Genomic DNA, 25,858 nt, shown 5'->3' with positions numbered 1-25,858 from the left:
TCAATAAGGTTTGCTAAGATTTATTCAATCAGCATTCTGTCTGGGCCAAGCCGAATGTATTTAACCATTAGGAAGAGCTCCACTATTGCTAAGATCGTGTAAAATAATACAAAACCTGTTAATGAGGTCAGAACTTGATTTGTTGATAAGCTGGACGCTCCCATAAAGGTCGGTAAAACTCCTTGCACCACCCAGGGTTGGCGCCCGTACTCCGCAACTACCCAGCCTAGTTCTGCTGCAATCCATGGCAGTGGTAAAGAATAAAATGCCATCCGGTGGTACCAGAGTGTTGTGTGTAATTTGTTTTTCGCGGCGAGATAGAAACCTAATGCAAACAGCAAGATAAAATAAAAACCACAGGCAACCATAATTCTGAAAGAGAAAAAGAGCGGAGCTACTTTAGGTTTTAAGTCATTTGCTGCTTGATTTATCTGGTCTTCTGTTGCTTCAATAATATTGTATGAGTATTTTTTAAGTAATAGGGCATAGCCTAAATTTTTAACATGGCTTTGTAAGAGTTCTTTTGCTTCTTTATTATCAGGAGCTTTTTGCAACGTGTTTAATGCATTGTAGGCCAGCAGACCATCTTTGATCCGATTTTTGCCATCCTCAATTAATTCATTAATACCCTGTAATGGGGTGTTAAACGAACGAGTCGCTATTATCCCTAAGGCATAGGGAATTTTAATTGCGTATTTTGTCGTTCTTGTTTGTTCATCGGGAATGCCGAAAAGAGTCAAACTAGCAGGTGCTGTCTCGGTTTCCCACATGGATTCCATAGCCGCGACTTTCATTTTCTGATCTTCATTGGCAAGATAGCCACTCTCATCACCAAGAACAACGACTGATAAGGCTGCAGCCAAACCAAAAGAGGTCGCAACGGTCATGGAGCGTTTTGCAAAATCTTTATTGCGATTTCTCAACATAAAATAAGCGCTAACGGAGAGGACAAATACCGATCCGGTAACGTATCCCGCACTGATGGTATGCACAAATTTTGCTTGGGCGACAGGGTTAAATAAAATATCGAAAAAGCTGCTCACTTCCATGCGCATGGTTTGATAATCAAAATAGGCACCTACAGGGTTTTGCATCCATCCATTTGCAACTAAAATCCAAAGTGCTGATAAGTTTGTACCTAAAGCCAGCAGCCAAGTACAAACCAAATGTTGTAGTTTGGATAGGCGTTCCCATCCAAAGAAAAATAAGCCGACAAAGGTAGCCTCTAAAAAGAAGGCCATTAATCCTTCAATGGCTAATGGAGCACCAAAAACATCCCCAACGTATCGAGAATAATAGGACCAGTTTGTCCCAAATTCAAACTCCATGGTTAAGCCAGTTGCCACACCCAGGACGAAATTAATTCCAAATAAGATGCCCCAATATTTCACCATCTTTCGCCAAATCTCTTTACCAGTCATGACATAAACGGTTTCCATAATCGCCAATAGGACGGAAAACCCTAAGGTCAACGGGACAAATAAGAAATGGTACAGTGCAGTTAATGCAAACTGTAATCGAGAGAGGTCAACCACCTCTGTTGCTGGAATCATTTAAACACCTCTTGTTTCTTAATAATAACTGGCCTTTCTTGTGTGTCGAGTAACCAACTACTCCCTTTTTCAAGCTGGGGATGCATGGTTCGGACACAAACCCACCACAAAATAAATAGAAGCAATAATTTGATAACTAATGTCAAAGAAATATCGCGTGTAATCGATTTGATGATGAGCGCTCCGAAATATTGGTAATCACTTACTAAAATAAAAGTAAAAGGTTCTTAACTAAATCGATAGCCCACACCTAAGCCTACTATCCAAGGGTCAATGTTTACTTTGGTATTCAATTGAGCGATGGGTGTGTATACCTTTACATTCGAATTGAGCCAGATTTTTTTTAAATCGGCATTAATGAACACATGATCATTGATTGCAAAATCAGCCCCTATTTGTAATGCTGGGCCCACACTGGAGCTATAATGAATCTTGGTTGCTACGGGGCCACTATTAACATCAAAGAAATAGCTGTAGTTAATCCCGACACCTGCATAGGGTTTGATGTGGGGGCTAAGATCAAAATGATATTGGGCTGTTAAGGTAGGCGGCAACACGCTTACTTTCCCTAAGTTAACCGTCCCTAGAACTGTATTGGTCGCCTCTACACTATGTCGTGAAGTTGCTAAAATGAGTTCGGCTGCAATATGAGGAGTAACGAAATAACTGAAATCTAACTCAGGGACTATTTCATTACTAATGTGAGTTACTTTACCCCCAATGATGCTAATGGTAGAGCTTGATTCACTAGGTAATACGCCAATTCCACGTAATCGAACGAGCCAGGGTGAATCGGCCATTACTGGTATCGCTATTGAAAGTAAGGTTCCAGCAACTAAAGTTTGGGTTAATTTCTTCTTCATTGTGTTCTCGCTGTTGATTTTATAAGCTAAAAATTGTTCGCCATGTTATGGCTCGATTAGCTTGTTTCATTTTATATGCGGCACTCCTCCAAATACCCTGATTTACATCATGGAAAAATATAAAAAGGCTTAAAAACAAGCTAAACTATACTAATTAGAAATTTATGGCGTCCTCATGCACACAAAAGATACTCAATCCTGTTCGTACTGTGGATTTTCCCCTTTTTGCACGTTAGAAGAGCCTAAGTCGCGATGGGTCAATCAAGTTAATGCCGCAGTAAGCCAACAGCATGTGCTTAAAAAAAAGCAGTTCCTGTATTTTCCTCAAACTACGTTTCATAGTCTGTATGCGATTAAGTCCGGGTGTTTAAAAACTTATGAAGTAGACCGAGACGGTAATGAATTACTACGTGGGTTTTACTTTGCAGGTGAAATCCTCGGTTTTGAGGCCATTGCGCGCGGAAACTATCTTTATTCAGCGGCTGCGCTTTCTGATGCACTAGTTTGTGAGATTCCCTATACTCATTTTCTGGAGTTATTGCGTTCTCATTCCAGCTTGCAGAAGCAAATTTTGTATTTAATTAGTCAGCAATTAGCTACAGGTTATTATTTAAATTTCGTCACTGCAGAGCAACGTCTAGCTGCTTTTCTGATTGATTTATCTAAGCGATTGGTTGTTTGTGAGCAAGGCATAGAATTTTTTTTACCGATGTCTCGTCAAGATATTGGAAATTATCTGGGATTAACAGCAGAAACGATTAGCCGGATCTTTACTCAATTTAAAAATAATAAAATTATTTCTATTGAGCATAAGAAAATTCAGTTGCTTCAACCAGAGCAACTTAAATCAGTCGCGGGTCTCTTGAATTGATTGAGTTATGTTGAAAAGAATGAGGGTAGTTGGTTTTGGTTTAGGGAAAATCAACTTGCTCGCGTTCGGTTGACAGCTCACTGCTCATGCTGCCAATTAAGAAACTCTCAGTTGCTCAGTGTTTTATCATTGTCTTAATCAAAGTATTGAGTTGTAATGATGATAATCAAATCTTTTCTCAATTTACGAGAAGCTTTAATATTACCTTAATGTTTTTTGCTTATAATTTTAGCACACTAAATGTAATGAGATTGAATAATGGCTAAGGTTTATAATGCCCCAAAACCGAGATATAGTGGTTGGGAATGGTTTAAGTTTATTGCAATTCGGTCTGTTTTTCCTCCTGTTTTATTCTGGGATTTAATAAAACTCGGGGCGAATAAATTGCTTGGTGAAGGGGTCGGTAGTTTGGTGCTGCCCGCACAAAATGAGAGTTTTGTTCATTTAGCAGTTAGTGATGACTCTGTGAGTTATTATAATGATGACAATCTAGCCTGTGAAAAACATGAGGTAATTACTCATGATGGAATACATTTAGATACGTTCGAGGTAAAGTATAAGTCCCAAGAAAATATTGATCCTAAATATCAACCCTATATTATCAATTTAGTAGGGAATGGTATGTGTTATGAACATATCATTGATGATATAAAAGAAGATGCGCAAGCTCTCAAGGCTAATGTCGTTGGTTTTAACTTTCGTGGTGTTGGTCAAAGCACGGGCAGAGCTAAATCAAAAGATGATTTAGTTTTAGATGGTATTGCCCAGGTACAACGATTATTAGATCAAGGTGTTTCCCCACAAAATATTACCCTTAAAGGTCATTCTCTTGGGGCGGGTATAGCCTCGTTGGTAGCACAACATTTCCATCAGCTAGGACAACCGATTAATTTATTTAGTAGCCGTTCTTTCTCGACTATTACTAATTTCTTAGTAGGAAATGTGCGTCTAGAACGTAATGAAGAGGGTAAAGCAATCGGTCATAAAGATGGCATAACAGGGATAGTATTGGGATGGTTGTTTAAACCCTTCGTTAAATTCGGTGTTGCTTTAGTTAAATGGGAAATTAATGCTGGTAGTGCATTTAAGGGCATTCCTGAAGCATATAAAGAGTACATAGTAGTTAGATCAAGTAAAGAGATAAGAGAAAATCGTATCGATGATGCTGTGATTCCTCATTATGCATCTATTCATAAAGAACTTACTTCAGATCGACGCGAGAAAAAGGCGAAGATTGATAAAGAGATTGCAAATCTAGATGACATAATTCATAAGGCAGATCCTCTCACTAAACCAGGACTCGCTAAGGCAAGAGAGGCTGTAGTTGAAGCTAGGGAAAAAATTAAAAGCGATAGGAAAATGGAAACTGATGTGCAAGATGAAAATGGTCATAATTCAGCTTGGAGTACATTGCATAATCGATCAGGTAAGAGCGCACAGACTTTCTTTAGAGAGTTTGTTCAAAGAACCGAAGAACATCATTCTGTAAAAAGCGCACTACAAATAAATTAGCACTTTGTGGCTATTATCCCCGCTCTAGAACGGGGATTTATTTTATTTCGGAAATGATTATCTGGTTATACAGAACAAAGATTGTGAAATCTTAAAAGGGGTGGCGGGCAGGCTGGGTAAATTCCGCCACCATTTCTTAAAAGAGTAAATTTAAAGCATAATGTGTTCTTAAAGGCCATTCCATTGTATTATTAAAAATCATAGTGATTTCTTCTTGTGGGTTTGTTTTAAATGAAAAAAGAAAAAAATAACTCTTATGCGATTGAATATATTCAAGATCCTCTTCTACACACGCATCCCTTAAATGTAGCATCCGCTAGGAAAAAGGAAGAACTTAACCCATTTTACATATCAAATGTTTCCATTGATCTAAATAACCCAGATCATAATAAGGTAACCGGAGGTATTAGCCTAATTTGGTTGCTTATACGAAGCAATAAAATTGATTTATTGAAGAAAATGTACTCCCAAAATCCATCCATATTCATTGACTTGAATGAACAACCTACTAACGAACACCATCTAGACAAAGGTATTTCCTTGGGTTGGTTGCTCATACAAAGAAATGAACTTGATTTATTTAAGAAAATGTACTCCCAAAATCCATCCATATTCATCGATTTGAATGCACAACCGACTCAGGAGCAACATCTAGGCAAAGGTATTTCCTTAGCTTGGCTGCTCATAATAAGAAATGAGCTCGATTTATTTAAGGAAATTTACTCCAAAAATCCATCCATATTCATTGACTTGAATGCACAATCTACTGACGAACATCATCGACAAAAGGGTATTTCCTTAGCTTGGCTGCTCCTAATAAGAAATGAACTCGATTTATTTAAGGAAATTTACTCCAAAAATCCATCTGTATTCATCGATTTGAATGCACAACCTGCTGACGAACACCATCCAAACAAGGGTATTTCCTTAGCTTGGCTGCTCCTAATAAGAAATGAACTCGATTTATTTAAGGAAATTTACTCCAAAAATCCATCTGTATTCATCGATTTGAATGCACAACCTGCTGACGAACACCATCCAAACAAGGGTATTTCCTTAGCTTGGATGTTTATAAAACAAAATGAACTCGATTTATTTAAGAAAATTTACTCCCAAAATCCATCCATATTCATCGACTTGAATGCCCAACCTACTCACGAAGAACATCAAGACAAAGGGATGTCCTTAGCTTGGCTGCTCACCCTAAGAAAAGAACTCGATTTATTTAAGAAAATTTACTCCCAAAATCCATCCATATTCATCGATTTGAATGCACAACCGACTCAGGAGCAACATCTAGGCAAAGGTATTTCCTTAGCTTGGCTGCTCATACGAAACAATGCGATCGATTTATTTAAGAAAATTTATTCTCAAAGCCCATCCATATTCATCGATTTGAATGCACAACCTACTTATGACCAACTGTCACAAAAGGGTATTTCCTTAGCATGGTTATTAGCGGCACGGCATCAAATATCATTATTCAGCGAGCTAATAAAAAATAGCCCTTTTCTTATTGACTTAAGCGCCTCCCCAAAAAATAAACAGCATCCTAGGCATGGGTGTAGCTTGGAGAATTTATTAAATGAACAAGGAGCCACTGAGCTTTTAATAAAACTTAGGAATCCACAAGCGCTTATTGAAGTCCCATCCTTTTTATCAATAGACGAGATGGTGGGACAAAATGAAATAAATGCGCTGGCAGACGCCATTCCCCAAACCACTCCAAACAATAAACAGAAAAAAGCTGAGCAAAAAATAGCATTCTTTAGCCAAAAGTACCTTGCCTCGGAACCTGGATTAAAGAAAATACATTCTCTGGATATGCATGATTCAACTCCATATAACGAATTGAATTGTCAACATCACCTGATTCCTTTAATCAAGACGTTCAGCAAAAAATGGAACATTATCTCACACGTTGAGTCAATAAATAGCGATGGTTTCTTGCATACTACTGAAATGAATTATTATGCTGCCGAACAAAAGGAGCTATCTACCCAAACAGTAACCTTTATTTTTGCAGGAAGAACACAGAATGCTTTTTTACCTGATATGGACCAAATGGGAGATGAGCAACATTGCATTGTAGTACTTACATCAGAAGAGTTTCATGCGCTTAATATTTCCTCCTGCCCTCCTTCATTAGGCTTCTTGGTTATTAATAGCCTGGCGTCTCTTTCACATGGTAATTACGAAAATAAGGGAGGCATTCAATCAAGACGATTGGCGGCTTTTTATGCTTCTTATTATTGGAACTTAACTGATTGCATTTATCTTGATGATAATATTGAGTGGATTGGTTTAAATTCACAAAACTCTTCCCATGAATTAATATGGTCGCAGGTTACCAGTTATCTTAAAGAGCAACGCGAACTAAATAAATCTTTTATGTCAGGACTGCAAACTGTAAGAACCTCTTCGCATCAAATCATACCGGACTACTGTTATAAAATTTATTCTCTGAATTTTCAATGCATCCGAGAATTATTGGACTTAGAAAATAACGATGACATATTTATTCTAGGCTACCCTGCGACTTATGCAAACCATTGTTTGGAAGATTTTTATTTTCAAATGCTCTTGGATATTGCGGTAGACTCGAAAAAAATATCACGTGCATGTCGCCACATAATAGATCAAAACCATGCTGGATTTAAACGAAGCACTATAAACTCCAACATGGCCAAAAAGTGGTTAGCGCCTTATAACGATGTGGTGAAAATAGAATTTGGATCGTTTGATTTGAGCATGTTAAAAGAAAATCATCAACAATGGATGAATTGGGCCCTTTCATACCTTAAAAAACAAGTAATCCGGAATCAAAAAGCATTTGAAGCACGCCAACAATTTGAAAAAACACGAGATGATTTACCTCAGGTTGTTTTCAATAATACCCAGATAAAAAAAAGAAAACTCAGCGATGCATTAATCCCGCCTAATTTTATTTTGTTAGATAATATATATTCGAATGATGAGGAACCCCAGAAAGCATCATCCTCTTTGAAGAAGAAACGGAAACAGACTCCTCATTCCTCTCATTGGAAGCTAAATTGTTCAAATAAGAACTTAAATCAATTAATGGCAGGGGATGAGCACTGGAATATGGAAACCTATTTATCGCAAATAGGTCACTTATGTTATCCCTATCAACAAGAAGCATTAAAAAAAATAGGGCAATCCACTGCCAATAATGGCGTATTAAATATTGCAACCGGGGCCGGTAAGACCCGCCTGCAAATCTTGCTGCTCAATTATCTTTTAGCCAAACAAGATAGCCCCATTTATATTATTACGCCAACCCAACAATTAGTGGAACAATTCTACCTCTCATGTGAAGAAACTATTAATCTCTTAGAAGACAATGCACACGTGACTATGCTTGATATTATCAAAGTTCAAAGTGATTCGGGTAATGTTCCCTGGAAAAATTACTATAAAAACGACGTACTCAAGAAACAGGCAAAAGTGGTTATTTTCTGCGATTACAGCTTTAATAAATTTCAGAATGAATTAGGCGAATCAACAGATGCTATTAACATTCAATCCGCAATTATTTTATTAGATGAATTTCACTTATATCTTACTACAGCCAAAACAATATTGGGGGGCAATGTAACCGCCTTAGGATTTTCCGCAACACCTCCTAAAGAATATCAGCCCTTATATCACTTTTCCCGGCTTGATTCCTTACAGGCAAAAATTACCGTTCCCATGATTATTGATCGTTTGCCTTATAAATTAAGTAACACAAATGAGAAAAGAAAAGAAAAAATTAGTGAGCTACTTAAGAGCCATCGGCATCCGCGCGATGGGCAATGTTTACAGAACAGCAAAGGAATTATCTTTGTTAGTTCTATTGCCCAAGCAAATGAATTAGCGCAAGTCATTAATCAGGATCGCGCTAAACCTTTGGCGCTCTCGGTTCATAGTGGCCTTAGCAACTCTGCGCAATTAATTACTCAGTTTCACAAGAAAAAATACCATGAACAAGGCATCTTAATTGTGGTTGGGATGCTGCAAGCAGGTTACGATGATAAACATTTATCCTGGGCTCTCATTGCCCGAAATAATAATGAAAACAGTGCGACAGTTCGCCAGATCATTGGACGTGTTCTCAGAAAAAATCCCGAGGATCCAGAAAAAATCGCCTATATTTTGGCAGATCATCATCTTAATTTAAGCGATTTCGGATTATTAAAGGATCAAGAGGCTATTACCAAAGCCCACTCAAAATATTTTCAGGTGAATCGTGAACTGCTCTATTTGGATATACAATATGCCATTCAAAAGAACGAGTCATTCCAGTCGTATCAAGTAATATTTGAACAGAATTGCTTAAAGGATCATTCATTAAAAAAACATTTGGAGCTCGCTTTGCGTGCAATCACTCCGGAGTGGTTAGCCAGCATACTGCACCACAATCAACAGCTTGCTCAGGATGATATCCTGGCCTGTTTTGCCTATGAAGCATATGGTTTCTTTTTCGATTCAAAAAGAACGGAAAATAAGGAGCTGTATACTGCTCAAAAATTCCAGGAGCTTTTAGATGCCTTGATCCAGGTCAAACCGCACCAAGTGACATCGTGGCTAGGCAAAACGGAAAAAAAATCATGCCAACATTGGATGACAAAAATTTCTACTCAATTTGCAGTACCGCATTATATAAATGTATTGAATGAATACCAACAGAAAATAAAGTTTATTAATCAGCAACCTGGTAAAGTGATCCCCAAAACGCTCAATACGTCGGGCAAAACCTTAGCAAATAATAGCCTCTTTGCTCAGCCCAATACTGTTGGGGAAAACACCAATAGTTCCTATATGTATCAAGATGAAGATGTGTGCCGTATTCTTCAATTACGGCTTCAAGATAATCAAACACCAGGGCTTATTGTGCTTGGAGTGGCGAATATGTCCGAAAATTATCTTGGTAATCGAGTACTCAATATACTGCGGGACTATGTAGCAGGACCCTTTGCGCCCCAAAGAGGCAACAATTCGGTAGAAAACATCATTATTCCCATAGTCCATCAATATCATTGGGTGGGAATACGTATTCAACTCAGAACAGGAGCGCTACCTGAAATTACTTATTATAACAGCATTAAAAACTATACGCCCGATGCTCAACTAATCCCTGCTTTACTTGAGGAAGTAAATCAGGCACTTAGTGTATTAGACTTATGGCCAATGGCTACTCACATCAAACCCTTTGAACATGCTCTAGAGCAAAAAGATGGCACCAGCTGTGGTGCATTTCTCATTGAAAATATCTATTGCGATTTAGAACAAAAAACTTGGCCCACTGATTCTAATCTAACCCAGACGATTAGAGCTCGTCATCTAAAACTGCTGCAACAAAAAGAACCTGTTTTCTATGAACAATTTTGTAAACGCCAATGGCAAGGAGAAAGCTCAGCTCTCCACCTAAATCTGAAGCAACCGTGGCATCTCCCCAGTTCATACGAAATCAAAAAATCAATGCAGTAGCGTACTGAATGCATGGACCTCAAGTGAACTTGGGGTCTTATTTAGGAATTAAATAGCTCTTTGAGCATTTACGATATTCTCGTCTAGTTTTACGGTGATAATACACACCGTGTTGACGATGTCAGCATGGGGCTCGTACGTACTAGGCCTATTTTCTGGTTTGCCCAGGGGAATAAGTTCGAGTTACCTCATTTTTTATTTCTACCTCATCCATTTTTTTATGTGGATAAAAAGCATGCCGATTCATGTTGGGAGAGGAGGGAGATGCTTTACGCATCAAATGAGTAACTGAATGGAGGGTTTCCATTTTTTTGTTAACTTTGGGAGAAGAGGGAGGGGATGGTGGTGGGGATAACCAGCCATTCGATGAATTATAAAGCGATTTGACACTGAGTTTATTTTTAATTTCTACTTTACAATCAGGATAGTTTTTTTTATGCGTTGTGACATAATATTCACTATAAATTTTTGCCGCTTTGCGGACAAGCTCATCATTATAGGATTCAAGACATACTAAAAGTGGCACCTTAGCAAAATACTCATGGCCTTTAAATAATTTTTGTAAACTGCCATCCATAAGAAAGGCAGGGTATTGTTCTTGTCCTCCAAAGCCTAAATTGATATCACCGCTGTAATAAATTTTGGTTATCTTGGGGTAACGGGCGGCAATATCGCGTTGGATCATGGTTAATTCATTAAGTATGGTTTCTTTAATTTCATTTTCATTGGTAGACAAAAGGCCTATTATCTTGGTTTCAGAGTGGGTTTGCCTTTTCGTCAAGGTTTTAAAGGCAAACATTGCGGCAAAGTTGTCATGATAGCAACTGATGAACAGCTGGTGGTGCTCATTAACCCCATAATAGATAAAAAAATTAGACATAGTTAAAAAGTATTTTATTCAGTAAGTTATAGCTAAGGATTGTAATATAAATGAGGAGGGGGTACCAATATCTGAGCTGAAAAGATATCGTTACCCTGCTTTGCTAGGCAAAGCAGGTAAAAAAGTCTAATAACTTAACGCTCGAGAACAACGAACTCCAATCGAAACAAACTTATCGTTGCCGCCTTGAACACTACCACCAGTGTTAATATCTACAGTCCTTGCGTCAGTCTGCGGCGCGTTCGAATCTTCGGTGGAACTCCAATAAAGTCCTGCAAGGCAGCTTGTTCCGCTGGGCGGGGAGCAAGAGGTGCTTGGGGAGGGATCATTTGAGTTTCCAATCAAGAAAGAAAGGCTGCCTACCATGCTTTGAGTTCCATTAGGACAACCTATCAAGAGATCGTTAGAATCCATCTCACAAACTGCAGGAAAATACCAATCATTATAGCAAGTTCCATTTGTGCATGGAGTAGTACCATTCGAGTCTATGGTGTAGAGTACGCATAGGCCTGCCGCATAATAATTAAGGGGGGTAGGTGGGCTTCCTCCACTAGTTCGATTGTGATTATAATAAGAAACAATATTTCTCGAATTGCATGACCCATCGGTACTGCCGTTGCATGGGCTATAGGGAGGTGTGCCAGCGGGATAAGAGGGTAAGGTGGGAGAGGGGGTAGTAGTAGTCGATGTTTCATCAATCCCAAGAATGCTGGTGTAATCCACATTAAAATTGCCCACTCCATTCCCATTGGAACTCCAAATAATGCCGGGATTTAAAGGGCCAGAGAGAACGGCAGGCATTGCTTGATCAACAAGAGCAGTTACTTTACCACCAATGCTGCCGGTTTTTAATGTGGTGTCATCAACCGAATAAATAAAACCTCCTTGGTACTGACAACCATAGCCTAACACATAGATATTGACTTGGCTGGAAACACCACCATCTGCCCTAATCATCACCGTACCAGCAACGGGTTGTGTTCCGGCTGTGCATGCCGCGTTATTTGAATCATCACTGGCTATCGGGCCTGGTGTTAAAGTAATCATGCAGGAATCCCCCTCATTGAGTGAGCCCGTACATGTTGTGCTACTGATGCTCGTTCCTGAAGGAAGCTTAATGGTGCTAACGGAGATATTGGTGGCAGGAGCAGAGCCTGTGTTTTTAATAGTTATGTGTCTTGGGTTGCCCGTGAGCGCTGCATCTTGCGTGGTCATACAAGATGAAGCGGGCGGGCAGTTGATTGAAAGTGCCAGTATTGATGTGCTTGGTATTAAAGTAGCTGTGCCAGGAGGCTTTTGCGTTAGTCGGATGACTAAACTGTCGGCCTGGCTTGGTCGATAGCACTGATTGGGATTACCTCGTTCGCATAGTTCTGGGCCTCCCATTATGTCTCCCTTTAAATCGCTCCCTTTTACATCCAAAGTTAAAATGCATTTTTCCTGATAATTCAAAGGGGAGATACATCCTGATGGGGTAATTCCTTGAATAGGCTTCATCCGTAATGTATGCGTTTTATGTGATTGATTGGTCAGGAGGTATTTGATGGTCGTTGTCTGTGTGCTGCTCACTCTCGCTGAGGGGGGATATCCGGGGACTTGGGTAAACGTCCATACAGGAATACCACCATAGGCTGGATTTAACAGTACTAATCCCGCAAGAATTACGTATTTTAAACGATTTTTATTCATGGATTATATCCTTATAAAAGTACCTTAGGGACACCGCTAAGCGGTCAATCTAAGCAGAAACATTTTCAAAACGCTTCTCTCCATCTTTGAAGCGAGTATATAGGAAAACCTTCCCTGAAGGGAAAGATTTCATTCCTTATCCTAGTCGAATCTATCGCACCATTTTTCTATTAGTTAGCTGATTAATAGCCATTCGGGAATGTAAAGAATACATTTCGATCTCAAGTTAGACATCAAGTCGATTAATGAGCGATTTTCTGCTTCACGTATTTTTTTATAGCTCGAAGCCAGATCGCGAGAATACTTGTTATAACGATTGGTTCTTACCAAGTAATCAATGTATTGCGATTAGGCTATATAATAAGCAAACTTTCTTTAATCTAATGTAAGTAGTGCCTTTGGGCTCAACAGCAGAACGTAGCGCTGTGGTATTCCCAAGGAGCTTGCGATGCTCCATGAGTTGGGTCAAATCACCTCACCAACGGTTATAGCCCCCTTTTTAGCGTCTTGGGCCTCGTGGACCGCTTTCTGGTTCCTCATCTTTTTTAATGAGACTTTCAAAAAAGGCTAATTTTTCCTTAAATGACGAGGTAAGTTTCACAGTATTTTCTTTCGGTTCGGATGTTGGAGGAGGGGATATGGTTGTGGGGGCTTCCTTCGTCACATGCTCTTCTTTGGAGACGGTAGCGGCTGTCACTTTGCTTGCTTCTGGCTCAGGATTAATGGGCTTGCGTCCTAGGACAAATGGAGTGGCGGGCTGCTGGGGTATTTTTCCGGGGACAAATTGGCTTACCACCTCTTTGCTTGCGATTGCCGCTTGGTGCTCATCCAGTTCTGCTTGATTTTTTGCATTTTTATGAGTGAATGCTTCTAAAGTGGCAGTATTTTGCATAATGGGCAGGATCTCTTGAGCAAGCTTGATTATTGTAAAGTCCTTGTTGCTTATGCGATGAAAGAAGTTTTTATGTTCTAAACCTTTGGGAGTTTGCTCAATAAAATTTTGCAAAAAACGAACCTTATCTTCGGTGGTTAACGATTTGTTGTTCATCACCTGCAATAAAAGATGAGAGGCGTAGTATTTTTTTTGATCTGGGGAATTTTTGGAGTCTTCATACTGATGGTTATAAGCGGACACCTTAGCGATCATGCCGTTTAAATTATCTTGTTCTTGTGAAAGCATACGATCTAAATTTTTATGCTCTTCTTTCATTTGGGTGCTTAAATTCGCTTTAATATTTTGGGTAAATGTTCTTAATTTAGTGATGCCTGGATTTTCCATTTTTTTCTTTTCAGGATCATCTTCCAGGGAAGCTGCATTTTTAGCCATATCCAGGATTTTAGGATAAATCCCCATGAAGGGCACGGTAACATGTTGATTTTCATAGGTGCTTAAGTAAGTAACTCGTGCATCAACCTTATAATTATTTAATGCGTCTTGAGTTTTTGTAGGGAGTGTTGCAAATGCTTGGCGTAGATTTTCCTGTTTGCTCCAAGCCAGCTCATCAATCACTAGACGAACGGAGGCTGCGGTAGCGCGATCTCCTTTTTTAAGCAGTTCTTCCATCGTATCTGTCCAATAGGTAATTTTAGTGCTTATTTTTTCAGGAGCGACGTCTTCCAGGATGGACTCTTTGACTTGGGCTTGGGTTTTTACTCGGATCTCCTCCATGGCCGCCATATTCTTTTTGTGATTATCGCGATCATCCATATTATATTTTTCGAAAAGATTTGCGGAAATAAAAAATAATTTGGTCGCGGTTGCTTCGGGTGAGTCTGTACTCGCATTCTTTTTTAGGGAATCTAATACATAGTTTACGGCTTGGTTAGAATCTACAGCATTAGGCATTAAAAACCTCTATCCACAGGAAGGAGTTTTTTTATTATAGTACAAATAATGAACAGATCAAAGGTAAGGGGAAATGGTCAATTTAACTTTACGCGAAACGGTTCTTTATTTATCGAAAGCCAATATGCTGGAAAAGAAACAGGAATGCCAGTATTCACATTTCTTTCCTGAATGTAGATGATAGCCAGTCGGCAGTAACTCCTTGGATGTTACTTAATCTGCTCGGGCCAGCACTCTGAAAAATTCAAGTGTTTCTTAAGAAGAAAATCCATAAAATGGCTAGTGCTTATTGTGCTATACAAAAGGCATTATTGCTTAAACTAACCAGCATAATGATATAAAATTGATATTAGAATAAACGCTCGGAAAAATACACGAAATTTATATGTCTAATTTAGCGCTTGTATTTCTACCATAGAAGTACTTTTGATTCCAAGGCGACGTGCGGCCGCATAAGAAATATCTATAATTCGCGAACTATAGAAAGGGCCTCGATCATTAACGCGAACCACCACTGTTCTTCCATTTCTTATATTCTTAACTCGTAGTCGGGTATTAAATGGAAGTGTAGTATGTGCTGCCGTCATAGAATACATATTATAACGCTCTCCATTAGAGGTCTTATGACGATGTAAGCGATTACTATAAAACGAAGCTAGTCCTCGCGCTTTATAACCTTTTGCTGATCTAAGGGGTGTATATACTTTACCTTTAACTTTATAAGAAGCTACATGCCCACGATGACCTGTATTTATACAGGCGGTTAAACTAAATAATAAGCCTATCATTATAAAATATCGCATAGTATTAATGGCAAATCTCATTGATTATACTCAAGTCTTGAATAATGCTCTAAACATAGCATATTGTCTAAAATCTGGCGATATATTTAAAGTTTATTAGCACTAGCACTACGGTGGGTGGCCTTGAACTTCACCCTATACTCCGAAAAGTACAGCCTCTCCAGGCAGAAAAACAGTCTATCTTTGAAAGGTTTTATAGACTCGCTACCTAACCAGCTCCACTCTAAGCCTGCAATTGTTTTTGCGACAAAACTGATTCATTTAGTTCACAAGTTTCTTGATTATGTTTATGAGCGAATAAAGAATGCTTAGAGTTTTTCAAGGAAAAAGACTTCTTTTTTATCTCCGGGAAACACTTGGCCATGCTTTCTTTGTGTTTATTTAAATGCATAACAAAGGCGAAAGGGGTTTCTAATTCTTCTTCTCGATGTGGGTATATATCAACGCTGAAATAATAATCTAAAGGTTTTCCATTGTATTTAGGATAGGGCTGGCTCTGAGGGTTAATTTCACAAGTGCACGTGCATGGCTCTTCTGAGGGTGGAGAAAGAGTGTAGGATCCTTGTCCGTAACCCAGCTCTTTTAAATTCATATGCTGGTTGAAATCAAACGCTTTTATTTTCATTATGGTTTCTGAAAAGCTGGATGCCGGATAAATTATCCCATTTTCACCATACCAAGGATCAATTATCCACGCGTTTTCTCCCCACGTTTTATAATCAGCAAGGACTCCCTCTCTATTTATGATAACATAGCAGTGCTGAAAATCTAACGCGCTAACTAATTCAATCCGGTTGATCTCTTCACTATGTTCCCAGAGATATTTGGCTGCAAGTGCTGCCTTAAAATCGCAAGTTCCTCCACCTAATTCTTTGGCGACCATTGCGAGAAATAAAACCCATAAGTGTCCACGCTCTAAGTGAAATGCATCTAATGAGATTTTTTGATCAGTAAGCTCTAAAGGGCACACTCGTAAAGAGGAATCCCTAATTTTTCTATAACGATAGAGCCAATTTTTTTCGGTGTACATAAAAATGCGTTGATTAGGCTCATATATAGCATTCTTCTCTTGGTCTTCTATCGTTGCTCTATGAGACTTAATAAAATAAGTTTCATGTGTTCTGAGCTGAGTAGCGGTTCTAGTCCAAAAATTAGTTCGTAGCTGGTCTGCAAATTTGTTAGAAGAGCCTAAAGGAGAAAGGCTTTTGACATATTCCAGCGCTCTTTTTAAATTAGCTGGAGGTAATTTTTCCTGAGGTATTTTGTTTTTCATTTCTTGTTCTTAAATAATTAAAAAAAGTCGCTAAGCAACAGAATAGGAGCTAATATTGCTACTAGTTTATGATATCAAGAAAATGGCTTTTGTCCCAAAAATAATCAACGATGTAAGCTTGAAATAGTTTTTCGTAACTCTCCGCTAGAAGGTAGGCTTCAATCACTATCTGTTGTGATATATTGTTCTTGCTGGAGTATTCTTCGATGTACTTATGCCCGGTTCTTCTTAAGCTCATAGAGGTGGGATTCACTTGCTGTTGAGGGTAAGTTATTTGTAGGCATTCTACTCTCTTGTTGACTTTAAAATCGCGAATTATATCTTTTTTAGAACTTGCTAATCAAATTATGATCAATCTCCTTGAAAATATTCTTTGGGTTGGATACTGCATTAGACTCATGAAAGGGAGGATAGGGTAAATATGTGTCCCATTGACTAGCGAAGTGATGCTGTGACTAAACCGTTGGGGAGGTTTAAAGTATTTTATAAATAATAAACTTATTATCAGTTAACCGATTGTGCCACCAAATAAAATTCGAGATAATAAATAATTAATACCAACTGATTAGCAACTGATGCTGAACATTCTAGAAAATATTGATTTAACCCCCTTAAATACATTGCACTTAAAATCAACGGCGTCTCATTATGTTGTCTTAAATCAAGTCGAACAATTAGATGAAATTAGAGAGATTATTTCTCAGTTCTCCAAGTTCTTTATCTTGGGAGGAGGGAGTAATTTAATTATACCCAGCCGATATCAAGGTTTAGTTATTCATAATAAGTTACGTGGTATCACAATTACTAAAGTTGGCCAAGAACAGATAGTTACTGCAATGGCGGGTGAGAACTGGGATTCGTTTGTGGCTTATTGTAGCACTCATGGTGCTTTTGGGTTGGAAAATTTAAGCTTAATCCCTGGTACAGTGGGGGCATCGCCCATTCAAAATATTGGTGCGTATGGAGTTGAGGTTAAAGATTTCATCAAAGAGGTTTTGGTATATGATCTTCAAACTGCAAAGCTAGTTTGTCTTAGCAACAATGAATGTCAATTTAGTTATCGAAACAGTTTTTTAAAAAATAATCCGCGTTATATTGTTATTAGCGTCAGTTTTACTTTATTAACGCAGCCCAATCTGAATGCTAGTTATGGTGATGTCGCACAAAGACTTTCATCTTTAACCAATCCAATACCGTATGACTTGCGTAATATAATCATTAGCATTCGTCAAAGTAAATTACCTGACCCTGACCAGCTCGGTAATGCAGGTAGTTTTTTTCATAATCCTGTCATAGCAAAGAAAATAGCACAGAAATTATGTGAGCAATGCCCTAATTTACCGGTATTCCCTACATATGATCCGGAGAAAATTAAAGTATCAGCAGGGTGGCTGATTGATAGTTTGGGTTTGAAGGGATTACGGCAAGGAAATGTTGGCATTTACCAGAAGCATGCACTGGTAATGGTAAATTATGGTGGAGCTAATCAATCAGAATTATTGAAATTTGCCGATTGGATTCAATCGCAAATTAAAGAGCATTATGATGTGGAACTTAATATTGAACCCATTATTTTAGATTAAGGTATCTACGCTTGCTACCAATACTGATTCGCTCGCATAGGCTTGACTGTTAAGCTCAGCATTTGCTAAATGCAAGAGCTCATCTCGCATTTTGCTATTTACCAAAGACCTTTCTAAATTGAGATACTCTTGTTCCACAGAAATTAGCTTTAAAAAAATAACTGAGAATAACTTCTCTCCTTATAAGCCATTATAAATAATAAAAAAACAGGTATTTAAAATCTCAAAAAACCTAATTTCAGTTGCGTTTATAATATTTTATTAGATTCGATCAAACTTGCTCGCTGTTAAGGTATTAACGTTACGATACAAGGAGGGGTGGCCTGAGCTAATTATATTGCTCCATCTCTATTAAACAGACTCATAATCATGCTGTGCTTGTAGGTATAATTTAATAAGCTGCGCTAAGTTTTTGGCTTGAACTTTCGCCATAATATTTGAACGGTGTGCCTCCACTGTGGAAATGGATATGGAAAGTTCATGGGCTATTTGCTTATTTAATTTTCCATCGATAATGAGTTTTATAATTTGTTGCTCTCGCTTAGATAAACTGTTGATGCGTTTATTGAGCAGGTGGAGCGATTCACTATTCATGGACTGATTAACATGTTTTTGTACTTTTTCCAACAGAACCTGTTCGTTAAAAGGTTTTAACAAAAAGTCTTTTGCTCCGAGTTTCATTGCCCTTACAGCCATGGGGATATCACCGTATCCTGTAATAACGATTACGGGTAAAAATATTTTTTGTTGTCTTAGGCTCTCTAAAAGCTCCAATCCACTTATATCTGGGAGACGTACATCTGTGATGAGCAATCCAGCATGTTGGGGATCATAGCTTTTTTGAAAAGAGGATGCAGTTCTGTAGGTCTCTACTTGATATTGTATCGACTCAAACAGCCATTGTAGCGAATCACATATAGCGGGTTCATCATCGATGATGAAGATGGTTTGCTTGTTTGTTTGCATATGAATTCCTAATATCCTTATTTTGAGTCTCAACTAACCTTTATAGATATCCCTATAACGCATTATGAAAAACCTGGTTATTCAAACTAATTAATAACTTCGACATCGTGTGCTTGCATGCCTTTTGTTCCTTTAGTTAGATTAAAAGAAACCATTGCACCTGCTGGAAGTGATTTAAATCCATTACCTAGTATTCCGCTAAAATGAACGAAATATTCTTGTCCTTCGCTTTGAATAAAGCCAAAGCCTTTATCGTCCCTGAACCATTTAACAATACCATTTATTTTTTCAGACATACTTGTCCCTTTTTCATGAGTAAAATTTAGTTTTCGAATTATATGTTGATTTTTTTTAAATTTTGTATCATGGAAAACATTAATTTTTATGAGAAAATTCTTTTAAATCAAGTTGGTAATTTTTTCTAAAAAAAGATCCGTTTTAAACGGTTTTTCTATAAATTCATCAATTCCGTAGTTTAATTGGGTATTAATAATACTTTCTTTAGCGCTGCCACTCATCATGAAAATTTTTAGTTTGCACGGGTTGCTCTTAATTTCTTGCACTAATTCAAGCCCACTCATGGAGGGTATGTTCATGTCCACAATTAAGCAACCATCCCACTCGGGAGAATACTGTTGCAAGAAATGAGCTGGATGATTAAATATTTTTAACTCGAGTTGATCCTTGTAAACTGAGTTTAATAAAAGGAATAATGCATCGCAGATGGCTTCATTATCATCAACAATATAGAGTTTAATTTTTTTCATTGTAGACTTCGAATGGTACACTGAGGACAAAGCAAGCCCCTTTTCTATCTTCAGCTTTAAAATTGAGTTTTCCACCATGGTTTTCAATTAAGGTTCGGCAAATATGTAAGCCAATGCCATGACCTTGTTTCTTCGTAGTAAAATTAGACCTGAATAGTTTATCTATATGTTCTTTTGGTACTCCTGGTCCATTGTCGCGAATAGTAACTTGAACGTAATTTTCAGACGTTGAGGTTTCAATAGATAGTTCAGGGCTTTCTTCAGGGCTATCTTGAAATGCTTCAATGCTATTTCGCGCCAAATTTAAAATAACCTGGATAATGTGGGTTCTGTTAATTAATACCGATGGAATATTATCTTCTAAATTTAGAGTGATTTTCAATTTAAGGCCGAGTAATTCATAATGAAATATGGAGAGAGCATTATGTATTAATTGATTAATATCAGTTTTTTCTACGTAAACATGTTCCTCACGAATAAAATGCTTCATATTGGAGATGATTTTTCCTGCCAATTCGGCTTGTGAAGAGATTTTTTCTAATTGAAGGGACAGTTTTTCTTCTAAATTATCATGAGATGCTTTATTTTTAATCATAAAAAGACAGTTACGGCTGTATGTGGCAATGGCAGTTAATGGTTGGTTGATCTCGTGTGCTAGTACGCTGGTCATTGCACTAATTACGCTGTTTTTGCATCTCATTGAAATATCTGCTTGAAGTTTGTGCTGTAATCTATCGTGTTTTTAATGTGTAAAATAAATTTATTTTCTCGACGTTGATCATTCGCTTGATCAAATAATTTGTTGATTAGGGTTAATCGCTCAATATCATAATCATTGCTTTGTGATTGACGCATCGACGAAGTTTCTATTCCATCAATAGCAAGTAAATTTTTTTCTGCCGCGCTGCATGGGAAAACTACATTTCTTGATGCACCATCATTTTCAACCAATTCGATTTCACATGCTTGTGCTAAATTAGTGTGTGCTATTTGTTTGACTTTTCGTATGAACAAATTTTGGTATTTTTTCAGTGATTGATTTATTAACGTTTTTCTACTGGTTGCTAATAGCCGAGAAGCAGGGTTATCAAGTTTTTTAATAGAAAAAATAGTATCAATTATAAAAGAATTCTGAAGTTTATTTGTTCTTTTTATCAGTTTTATAGGGGATTTTTTTGAAAAAATCCTATTAGTATTTCCTATAGTTAATATTGATTGGTTTAGTTTTTTTATTATTATATTCACTTTATGCCAATTAATAATGTATAAAATATTTTTTCTGTAACAAAGACATTAATAAGAAAATTAATTGAATTTATAGTGCTAATTTAGCATTCTTAAATATTTTTACTTATATTAAAAATTAATATTTTTAAAAATAAAATTAATGTCCCTATAGGGAGATCCATATACAAGTATTTAACGCGTTATTCTTTAATTAAGAATAACCTCATGCTTTTTAATATTCAACCTGTTTAGAATATGATATAACTTATTTTTTTCTCGCCTATAGTAACAAAAAAACCAACAAAGTAAAGCACAAAAATCGTCCATCGAATGCTTAGCTAATAAAAAAGGGTTAAAACATCAAGAGATGTTTATCAGTTTATTTTTAGATTTTTGGTCAATTTGAAAATAACAAATACTAATATTTTTGTGAGGGATATTCCAGCGCCTGAGCTAAGGAGAGAGGTAACCGAGAGCAATTCAGCCAAATAGATTAAGGATTTCCATAAGTTACTCCTGAAAGCACTAATTGTATATTTGTTGGCTTATCTTAATATAGTTCTTCTACATGTTATGAAGGATTAGTTTTATGGATACTAAAAAAAACTTTTTCTCTTTTTTATCGGTGTTTTTTTTTATTTGCGCACTTTTTTTCATAAAAGTATCAAACGCGGTACAAACTAAAAAAGACAGTGAAATTTTAACTATTTTACTCACAGTGGATGAAGGGGAAATCGTCGCAGCCAATGAACTATTAAAAAAAGTAAGCTCTCCTCAAGTTAAACAATATGCGCAAATGTTAAAGAAGGAGCATACTGAAAATTTATATAGGGTCATGAAGTTGAGTAAAAATGAACACATCGATATTGTGCCAACAGCAATAACGGGCTCATTAAAAAAGTATAATAAGAAAGAATTAAATCAATTATTCACCTTAAAAAATACTTCATTAGAAAAAGAATACATAAAAATGATGATCCAAGGCCATGAGAGGGTGCTGCATATGATGGATTATAGTTTGCTTAGAACTGTTTCTAATCCCGCCTTGGGAAAGTTAACTCTTGAAACACGGCCGCAATTAGAAAAACACCTAAAACAAGCAAAATTAATACAAAAAACATTAAATGAGTAATCAGCGGTAGTTATTCTACCAATGACATCCTAAATAAATAGATAGCATTAGCCCATTTATTTGAGAAATACATCCTATTTTTTGCTGTGCTCTTGGGAGTAACTTTCTTTCTAATAATGGCGGGTTTCTATCGTGTAATGTGTATTCATTTGTTTTGTAGCGCACTAGGTAAAATAATCATAAAAAAGGGGAAAGTTCTGCTGCAAATCCGGATAAAATGCTGTACAATATGCGACAATTTATTATCCATTAAATTTTATAAGAGTATTATGACTGACTTAAACCTTTATAGAAACATTGGAATCTTCGCTCACGTAGATGCCGGAAAAACCACTACCACCGAACGTATTCTTAAGCTGACAGGTAGAATCCATAGAATGGGTGAGGTTCACGAAGGTGAATCAACAACCGACTTCATGGAACAGGAGGCTGAGCGCGGTATTACTATTCAGTCAGCAGCTGTAAGTTGCTTCTGGAAAGGCACACGCTTCAACGTAATCGATACTCCAGGACACGTGGACTTCACTGTGGAAGTATATCGTTCACTGAAGGTTCTCGATGGTGGTATCGGAGTATTCTGCGGCTCTGGTGGTGTTGAGCCTCAGTCTGAAACCAACTGGCGTTATGCGAACAACTCAAAAGTATCTCGTTTGATTTTCGTAAACAAACTCGACCGTATCGGCGCGAACTTCTTGAAAGTTACCGAGCAAATTAAAAAAGTGTTGGGTGCAAATCCTTTAATTATGACTTTACCAATCGGCTTCGAAGACAGCTTCGTTGGTGTTGTTGATTTGTTATCTCGTAAAGCCTACGTTTGGGATGAATCTGGACAGCCAGAAAATTACACTGTTACTGACGTACCAGCAGATATGCATGATGACGTTGAGATGTACCGTGCGCAATTAATTGAAACAGCACTTGAAATGGATGATGATTTGCTGATGGCTTACTTAGATGGTGAAGAGCCTTCAATAGAAGATATTAAGCGTTGTATCCGTAAAGGTACACTTGAATTAGCATTCTTCCCAACTTATTGCGGTTCAGCGTTCAAAAACAAAGGAATGCAATTATTATTAGACGCGGTAGTTGACTATTTACCGGCCCCTCATGAAGTTAATCCTCAGCCTTTAACTGATGCTGAAGGAGAGCCAAACGGTCAATTCGCAATCGTTTCTCCTGATGAGCCATTCCGTGCCTTGGCATTCAAAATTATGGATGACCGTTTTGGTGCATTAACTTTCGTACGTATCTACTCAGGACGACTCAATAAAGGGGATACTATTCTTAACTCCTTTACTGGCAAAACTGAACGTGTTGGCCGTATGGTTGAAATGCAAGCGAATGAGCGTAACGAATTACAAAGTGCTGAAGCAGGTGATATTATTGCGATTGTAGGTATGAAAAACGTTCGTACCGGCCACACTCTTTGCGATCCTAACCATGAGTGCACACTTGAAGCGATGGTGTTCCCTGAGCCTGTAATCTCTATTGCAGTTTCGCCAAAAGACAAAGGTTCAACTGAAAAAATGGGTATTGCGATTGGTAAAATGGTTGCAGAAGATCCAACCTTTAGAGTGGAAACTGATGAAGATTCAGGTGAAACTATTCTTCGTGGTATGGGTGAATTACACCTTGATATTAAAGTGGATATTCTGAAGCGTACTTACGATGTTGAGTTAATCGTAGGTCAACCACAGGTTGCTTACCGAGAAACTATTACTAAGCAGATCGAAGACAGCTATACGCATAAGAAGCAATCTGGCGGTTCTGGTCAGTACGGTAAGATTGACTACACTATCCAGCCAGGTGAGCCAAACTCTGGATTTACCTTTGCTTCAACAGTTGTGGGTGGTAACGTTCCTAAAGAATTTTTCCCTGCAATTGAGAAAGGTTTCCGTTCAATGATGGGCACTGGTACATTGGCAGGCTTCCCAGTATTAGATGTGGTTGTTACTCTGACGGATGGTGCTTATCACCCAGTTGACTCTTCAGCAATCGCGTTCGAAATTGCAGCAAAAGGTGCGTTCCGCCAATCGATACCAAAAGCGGCTCCTCAATTGCTTGAGCCAGTTATGAAAGTTGACGTATATAGTACGGAAGATGATGTAGGGAACGTGATTGGTGACTTGAACCGTCGTCGCGGTATGATCTCTGGCCAAGAGCCAAGTGCTGCTGGTGTACGCATTAAAGCCGATGTTCCTCTTTCTGAAATGTTTGGTTACATCAGTACTTTACGTACTCTTACTTCAGGACGTGGTCAATTCTCAATGGAATTCTCTCACTATGCTCCTTGCCCAAATAGCGTAGCTGAAGCAGTAATTGCCAAAGAAAAAGAAAAGAAAGCCGCTGCTGCTAAGTAATACAGCCAGCGACTTTAAAAAACCCTGTCAGTTTACACTGATGGGGTTTTTTTATTTTACATATGAATTCGCTGAACCATGGTCCCTCATTACACTATGTAACGTCTAACGTCTAACGTCTAATGGCTAATGGCTAATGGCTAATGGCTAATGGCTAATGGCTAATGGCTATATTTGGCTAATATGTTATGGGCAATGGGCGACTGTGGTTTAATCACAGTAATTTGAGTATAAGAAAAATTTCAGTAAGTGCCATGATATACATTTAGGCTGCATTTGATAGGCTTGGAAGTTTTGGATTTATCTCCATCCTGCATAGATGTTTATTCGTTGTCTTTGTCTTCCAATTTATGACCATCTAGATGGCGCTCAAAACGTTCACTTTCTTGCTTCGCTCTCTGCTTTTCTTTTTTGGACCTTCCAAATTTGATGCGATTTTCAGAGGCCTTTTTTTCCTTTTCCACGCGAGTTTTAGCTTTTCTTTTCTTATTAAGATTAATTATTTCTGCCATAGTATTCTCTATCAAGATGTTTTTTTATACTATAGCGCAGTTAGTTATGAATCTAAAGATACCCACAGCTACAGTCTAAAAAAGGAGTTAAAAATATTGACAATCTATAGTCTATAAGCAACTATCGCGTTATATGATTATTGAAATCAAGTCTCTATATGAAAGAGGCCATCGTTAGGAAATCATGGATTACATCAGGAAATGAATAAAATATACGATCTCATTATAATAGGTTGTGGTGGTATTGGTAGTTCAACTCTTTACAATGCTGCGCATGCTGGATTAACAACCTTATGTATTGAGCAGTACGAAAAAGGACATCAAAAAGGAGGAACACACGGGGAAACTCGAGCATTTCGTAAAGCCTATTATGATAATCCTGCCTATATTCCTCTTTTAAAAAAAGCTTACTTAGATTGGAAAAATTTTCTTAAAAAGCATCTAACTAGTTCCTCAACAAAATCGATTGATATATGAGCAATTGGTTGATAAAATATAGATTATTGTAGATATAATGAGCTATTTACC

General features: G+C 37.7%; 21 protein-coding genes. 7 read left to right on the top strand and 14 right to left on the bottom strand.

Annotated elements, in window-relative coordinates; all coding sequences use genetic code 11:
- Positions 1–20: 20 nt before the first annotated feature.
- The 3 genes from E1P08_RS13295 to E1P08_RS13285 all read right to left on the bottom strand — a co-directional run bounded on the left by E1P08_RS13295 (position 21) and on the right by E1P08_RS13285 (position 2,416).
- The gene (locus E1P08_RS13295; protein ID WP_133137499.1) at positions 21–1,553 is read right to left on the bottom strand and encodes a cytochrome ubiquinol oxidase subunit I; all 1,533 of its coding nucleotides are present in this window, start codon (positions 1,551–1,553) and stop codon (positions 21–23) included.
- The gene (locus tag E1P08_RS17690) at positions 1,550–1,699 is read right to left on the bottom strand and encodes a hypothetical protein (RefSeq protein ID WP_423202236.1); all 150 of its coding nucleotides are present in this window, start codon (positions 1,697–1,699) and stop codon (positions 1,550–1,552) included. Before E1P08_RS17690 ends, E1P08_RS13295 begins: the two co-directional genes overlap by 4 nt.
- Positions 1,700–1,780: 81 nt before the next feature.
- The gene (locus E1P08_RS13285) at positions 1,781–2,416 is read right to left on the bottom strand and encodes an OmpW/AlkL family protein (protein ID WP_207387371.1); all 636 of its coding nucleotides are present in this window, start codon (positions 2,414–2,416) and stop codon (positions 1,781–1,783) included.
- Between the two features lie 175 nt (positions 2,417–2,591).
- On the opposite strand from E1P08_RS13285, the gene E1P08_RS13280 reads away from it, so the two are divergent.
- From E1P08_RS13280 to E1P08_RS13270, 3 genes are all read left to right on the top strand, one after another.
- Entirely contained in the window at positions 2,592–3,287 is a 696-nt protein-coding gene (locus E1P08_RS13280; RefSeq protein ID WP_133137498.1) for a Crp/Fnr family transcriptional regulator, read from the top strand.
- Positions 3,288–3,545: 258 nt separating this feature from the next.
- A complete protein-coding gene (locus tag E1P08_RS13275; protein ID WP_133137497.1) occupies positions 3,546–4,799 on the top strand; it encodes an alpha/beta fold hydrolase in 1,254 nt (417 codons plus the stop codon).
- 231 nt (positions 4,800–5,030) lie between these two features.
- Positions 5,031–10,292: a DEAD/DEAH box helicase family protein gene (locus E1P08_RS13270; protein ID WP_133137496.1), complete on the top strand. Its 5,262-nt coding sequence runs from the start codon at positions 5,031–5,033 to the stop codon at positions 10,290–10,292.
- Between the two features lie 148 nt (positions 10,293–10,440).
- Here the strand turns inward: E1P08_RS13270 and E1P08_RS13265 are convergent, their stop codons facing one another.
- The 5 genes from E1P08_RS13265 to E1P08_RS13245 form a co-directional block, all read right to left on the bottom strand.
- Positions 10,441–11,172 (bottom strand): hypothetical protein, encoded by a 732-nt coding sequence (locus E1P08_RS13265; RefSeq protein ID WP_133137495.1) that lies wholly within the window; start codon positions 11,170–11,172, stop codon positions 10,441–10,443.
- A gap of 126 nt (positions 11,173–11,298) precedes the next feature.
- Positions 11,299–12,861 (bottom strand): hypothetical protein, encoded by a 1,563-nt coding sequence (locus E1P08_RS13260; protein ID WP_133137494.1) that lies wholly within the window; start codon positions 12,859–12,861, stop codon positions 11,299–11,301.
- 499 nt (positions 12,862–13,360) lie between these two features.
- A complete protein-coding gene (locus tag E1P08_RS13255) occupies positions 13,361–14,707 on the bottom strand; it encodes a hypothetical protein (protein WP_133137493.1) in 1,347 nt (448 codons plus the stop codon).
- A 389-nt stretch (positions 14,708–15,096) separates the two neighbouring features.
- A complete protein-coding gene (locus E1P08_RS13250; RefSeq protein WP_242602465.1) occupies positions 15,097–15,495 on the bottom strand; it encodes a septal ring lytic transglycosylase RlpA family protein in 399 nt (132 codons plus the stop codon).
- A gap of 238 nt (positions 15,496–15,733) precedes the next feature.
- Positions 15,734–16,783, bottom strand: a complete 1,050-nt coding sequence (locus E1P08_RS13245; RefSeq protein ID WP_133137491.1) for a hypothetical protein — start codon at positions 16,781–16,783, stop codon at positions 15,734–15,736.
- Positions 16,784–17,358: 575 nt separating this feature from the next.
- Between E1P08_RS13245 and murB the strand changes: the two genes are divergently transcribed.
- On the top strand, positions 17,359–18,366 hold the full coding sequence (gene murB / locus E1P08_RS13240) for a UDP-N-acetylmuramate dehydrogenase (protein ID WP_133137490.1): 1,008 nt from the start codon (positions 17,359–17,361) through the stop codon (positions 18,364–18,366).
- Between the two features lie 351 nt (positions 18,367–18,717).
- Here murB and E1P08_RS13235 read toward each other — a convergent pair whose 3' ends face one another.
- The 5 genes from E1P08_RS13235 to E1P08_RS13215 form a co-directional block, all read right to left on the bottom strand.
- Complete coding sequence (locus E1P08_RS13235) at positions 18,718–19,332, bottom strand: response regulator transcription factor (protein WP_133137489.1); 615 nt, start codon at positions 19,330–19,332, stop codon at positions 18,718–18,720.
- 86 nt (positions 19,333–19,418) lie between these two features.
- Positions 19,419–19,628, bottom strand: a complete 210-nt coding sequence (locus E1P08_RS13230) for a cold-shock protein (RefSeq protein ID WP_133137488.1) — start codon at positions 19,626–19,628, stop codon at positions 19,419–19,421.
- A gap of 102 nt (positions 19,629–19,730) precedes the next feature.
- Positions 19,731–20,099: a response regulator transcription factor gene (locus E1P08_RS13225; RefSeq protein WP_165485179.1), complete on the bottom strand. Its 369-nt coding sequence runs from the start codon at positions 20,097–20,099 to the stop codon at positions 19,731–19,733.
- Entirely contained in the window at positions 20,086–20,799 is a 714-nt protein-coding gene (locus tag E1P08_RS13220; RefSeq protein ID WP_133137486.1) for a sensor histidine kinase, read from the bottom strand. The genes E1P08_RS13225 and E1P08_RS13220 overlap by 14 nt, the downstream gene beginning before the upstream one ends.
- Positions 20,796–21,344: a hypothetical protein gene (locus E1P08_RS13215; protein ID WP_133137485.1), complete on the bottom strand. Its 549-nt coding sequence runs from the start codon at positions 21,342–21,344 to the stop codon at positions 20,796–20,798. The genes E1P08_RS13220 and E1P08_RS13215 overlap by 4 nt, the downstream gene beginning before the upstream one ends.
- A gap of 571 nt (positions 21,345–21,915) precedes the next feature.
- Here E1P08_RS13215 and E1P08_RS13210 point away from each other — a divergent pair.
- Both E1P08_RS13210 and fusA read left to right on the top strand, forming a co-directional pair.
- Positions 21,916–22,458 (top strand): DUF4142 domain-containing protein, encoded by a 543-nt coding sequence (locus E1P08_RS13210; RefSeq protein ID WP_133137484.1) that lies wholly within the window; start codon positions 21,916–21,918, stop codon positions 22,456–22,458.
- A 269-nt stretch (positions 22,459–22,727) separates the two neighbouring features.
- The gene (gene fusA / locus E1P08_RS13205) at positions 22,728–24,818 is read left to right on the top strand and encodes an elongation factor G (RefSeq protein WP_133137483.1); all 2,091 of its coding nucleotides are present in this window, start codon (positions 22,728–22,730) and stop codon (positions 24,816–24,818) included.
- A gap of 323 nt (positions 24,819–25,141) precedes the next feature.
- Here fusA and E1P08_RS13200 read toward each other — a convergent pair whose 3' ends face one another.
- Positions 25,142–25,330 (bottom strand): DUF4169 family protein, encoded by a 189-nt coding sequence (locus tag E1P08_RS13200; RefSeq protein WP_133137482.1) that lies wholly within the window; start codon positions 25,328–25,330, stop codon positions 25,142–25,144.
- Positions 25,331–25,531: 201 nt separating this feature from the next.
- Here E1P08_RS13200 and E1P08_RS13195 point away from each other — a divergent pair, with 201 nt between their 5' ends.
- Positions 25,532–25,807 carry an FAD-dependent oxidoreductase gene (locus E1P08_RS13195; protein ID WP_133137481.1) on the top strand — a complete coding sequence of 92 codons (276 nt, stop codon included), beginning with the start codon at positions 25,532–25,534 and terminating at the stop codon, positions 25,805–25,807.
- Positions 25,808–25,858: the final 51 nt, after the last annotated feature.

It is taken from the genome of Legionella rowbothamii, from assembly GCF_900639985.1.
Lineage (GTDB): Bacteria > Pseudomonadota > Gammaproteobacteria > Legionellales > Legionellaceae > Legionella > Legionella rowbothamii.
The sequence above is the reverse complement of the archived record's forward strand: the minus strand, read 5'-3'. Positions and strand labels throughout refer to the sequence as shown.

Coding starts and splice junctions, on each gene's coding strand:
- E1P08_RS13295 (WP_133137499.1), bottom strand. CDS start 1,553: ATGATTCCAGCAACAGAGGTGGTTGACCTCTCTCGATTACAGTTTGCA.
- E1P08_RS13285 (WP_207387371.1), bottom strand. CDS start 2,416: ATGAAGAAGAAATTAACCCAAACTTTAGTTGCTGGAACCTTACTTTCA.
- E1P08_RS13280 (WP_133137498.1), top strand. CDS start 2,592: ATGCACACAAAAGATACTCAATCCTGTTCGTACTGTGGATTTTCCCCT.
- E1P08_RS13275 (WP_133137497.1), top strand. CDS start 3,546: ATGGCTAAGGTTTATAATGCCCCAAAACCGAGATATAGTGGTTGGGAA.
- E1P08_RS13270 (WP_133137496.1), top strand. CDS start 5,031: ATGAAAAAAGAAAAAAATAACTCTTATGCGATTGAATATATTCAAGAT.
- E1P08_RS13265 (WP_133137495.1), bottom strand. CDS start 11,172: ATGTCTAATTTTTTTATCTATTATGGGGTTAATGAGCACCACCAGCTG.
- E1P08_RS13260 (WP_133137494.1), bottom strand. CDS start 12,861: ATGAATAAAAATCGTTTAAAATACGTAATTCTTGCGGGATTAGTACTG.
- E1P08_RS13255 (WP_133137493.1), bottom strand. CDS start 14,707: ATGCCTAATGCTGTAGATTCTAACCAAGCCGTAAACTATGTATTAGAT.
- E1P08_RS13250 (WP_242602465.1), bottom strand. CDS start 15,495: ATGATAGGCTTATTATTTAGTTTAACCGCCTGTATAAATACAGGTCAT.
- E1P08_RS13245 (WP_133137491.1), bottom strand. CDS start 16,783: ATGAAAAACAAAATACCTCAGGAAAAATTACCTCCAGCTAATTTAAAA.
- murB (WP_133137490.1), top strand. CDS start 17,359: ATGCTGAACATTCTAGAAAATATTGATTTAACCCCCTTAAATACATTG.
- E1P08_RS13235 (WP_133137489.1), bottom strand. CDS start 19,332: ATGCAAACAAACAAGCAAACCATCTTCATCATCGATGATGAACCCGCT.
- E1P08_RS13230 (WP_133137488.1), bottom strand. CDS start 19,628: ATGTCTGAAAAAATAAATGGTATTGTTAAATGGTTCAGGGACGATAAA.
- E1P08_RS13225 (WP_165485179.1), bottom strand. CDS start 20,099: ATGAAAAAAATTAAACTCTATATTGTTGATGATAATGAAGCCATCTGC.
- E1P08_RS13220 (WP_133137486.1), bottom strand. CDS start 20,799: ATGAGATGCAAAAACAGCGTAATTAGTGCAATGACCAGCGTACTAGCA.
- E1P08_RS13210 (WP_133137484.1), top strand. CDS start 21,916: ATGGATACTAAAAAAAACTTTTTCTCTTTTTTATCGGTGTTTTTTTTT.
- fusA (WP_133137483.1), top strand. CDS start 22,728: ATGACTGACTTAAACCTTTATAGAAACATTGGAATCTTCGCTCACGTA.
- E1P08_RS13200 (WP_133137482.1), bottom strand. CDS start 25,330: ATGGCAGAAATAATTAATCTTAATAAGAAAAGAAAAGCTAAAACTCGC.
- E1P08_RS13195 (WP_133137481.1), top strand. CDS start 25,532: ATGAATAAAATATACGATCTCATTATAATAGGTTGTGGTGGTATTGGT.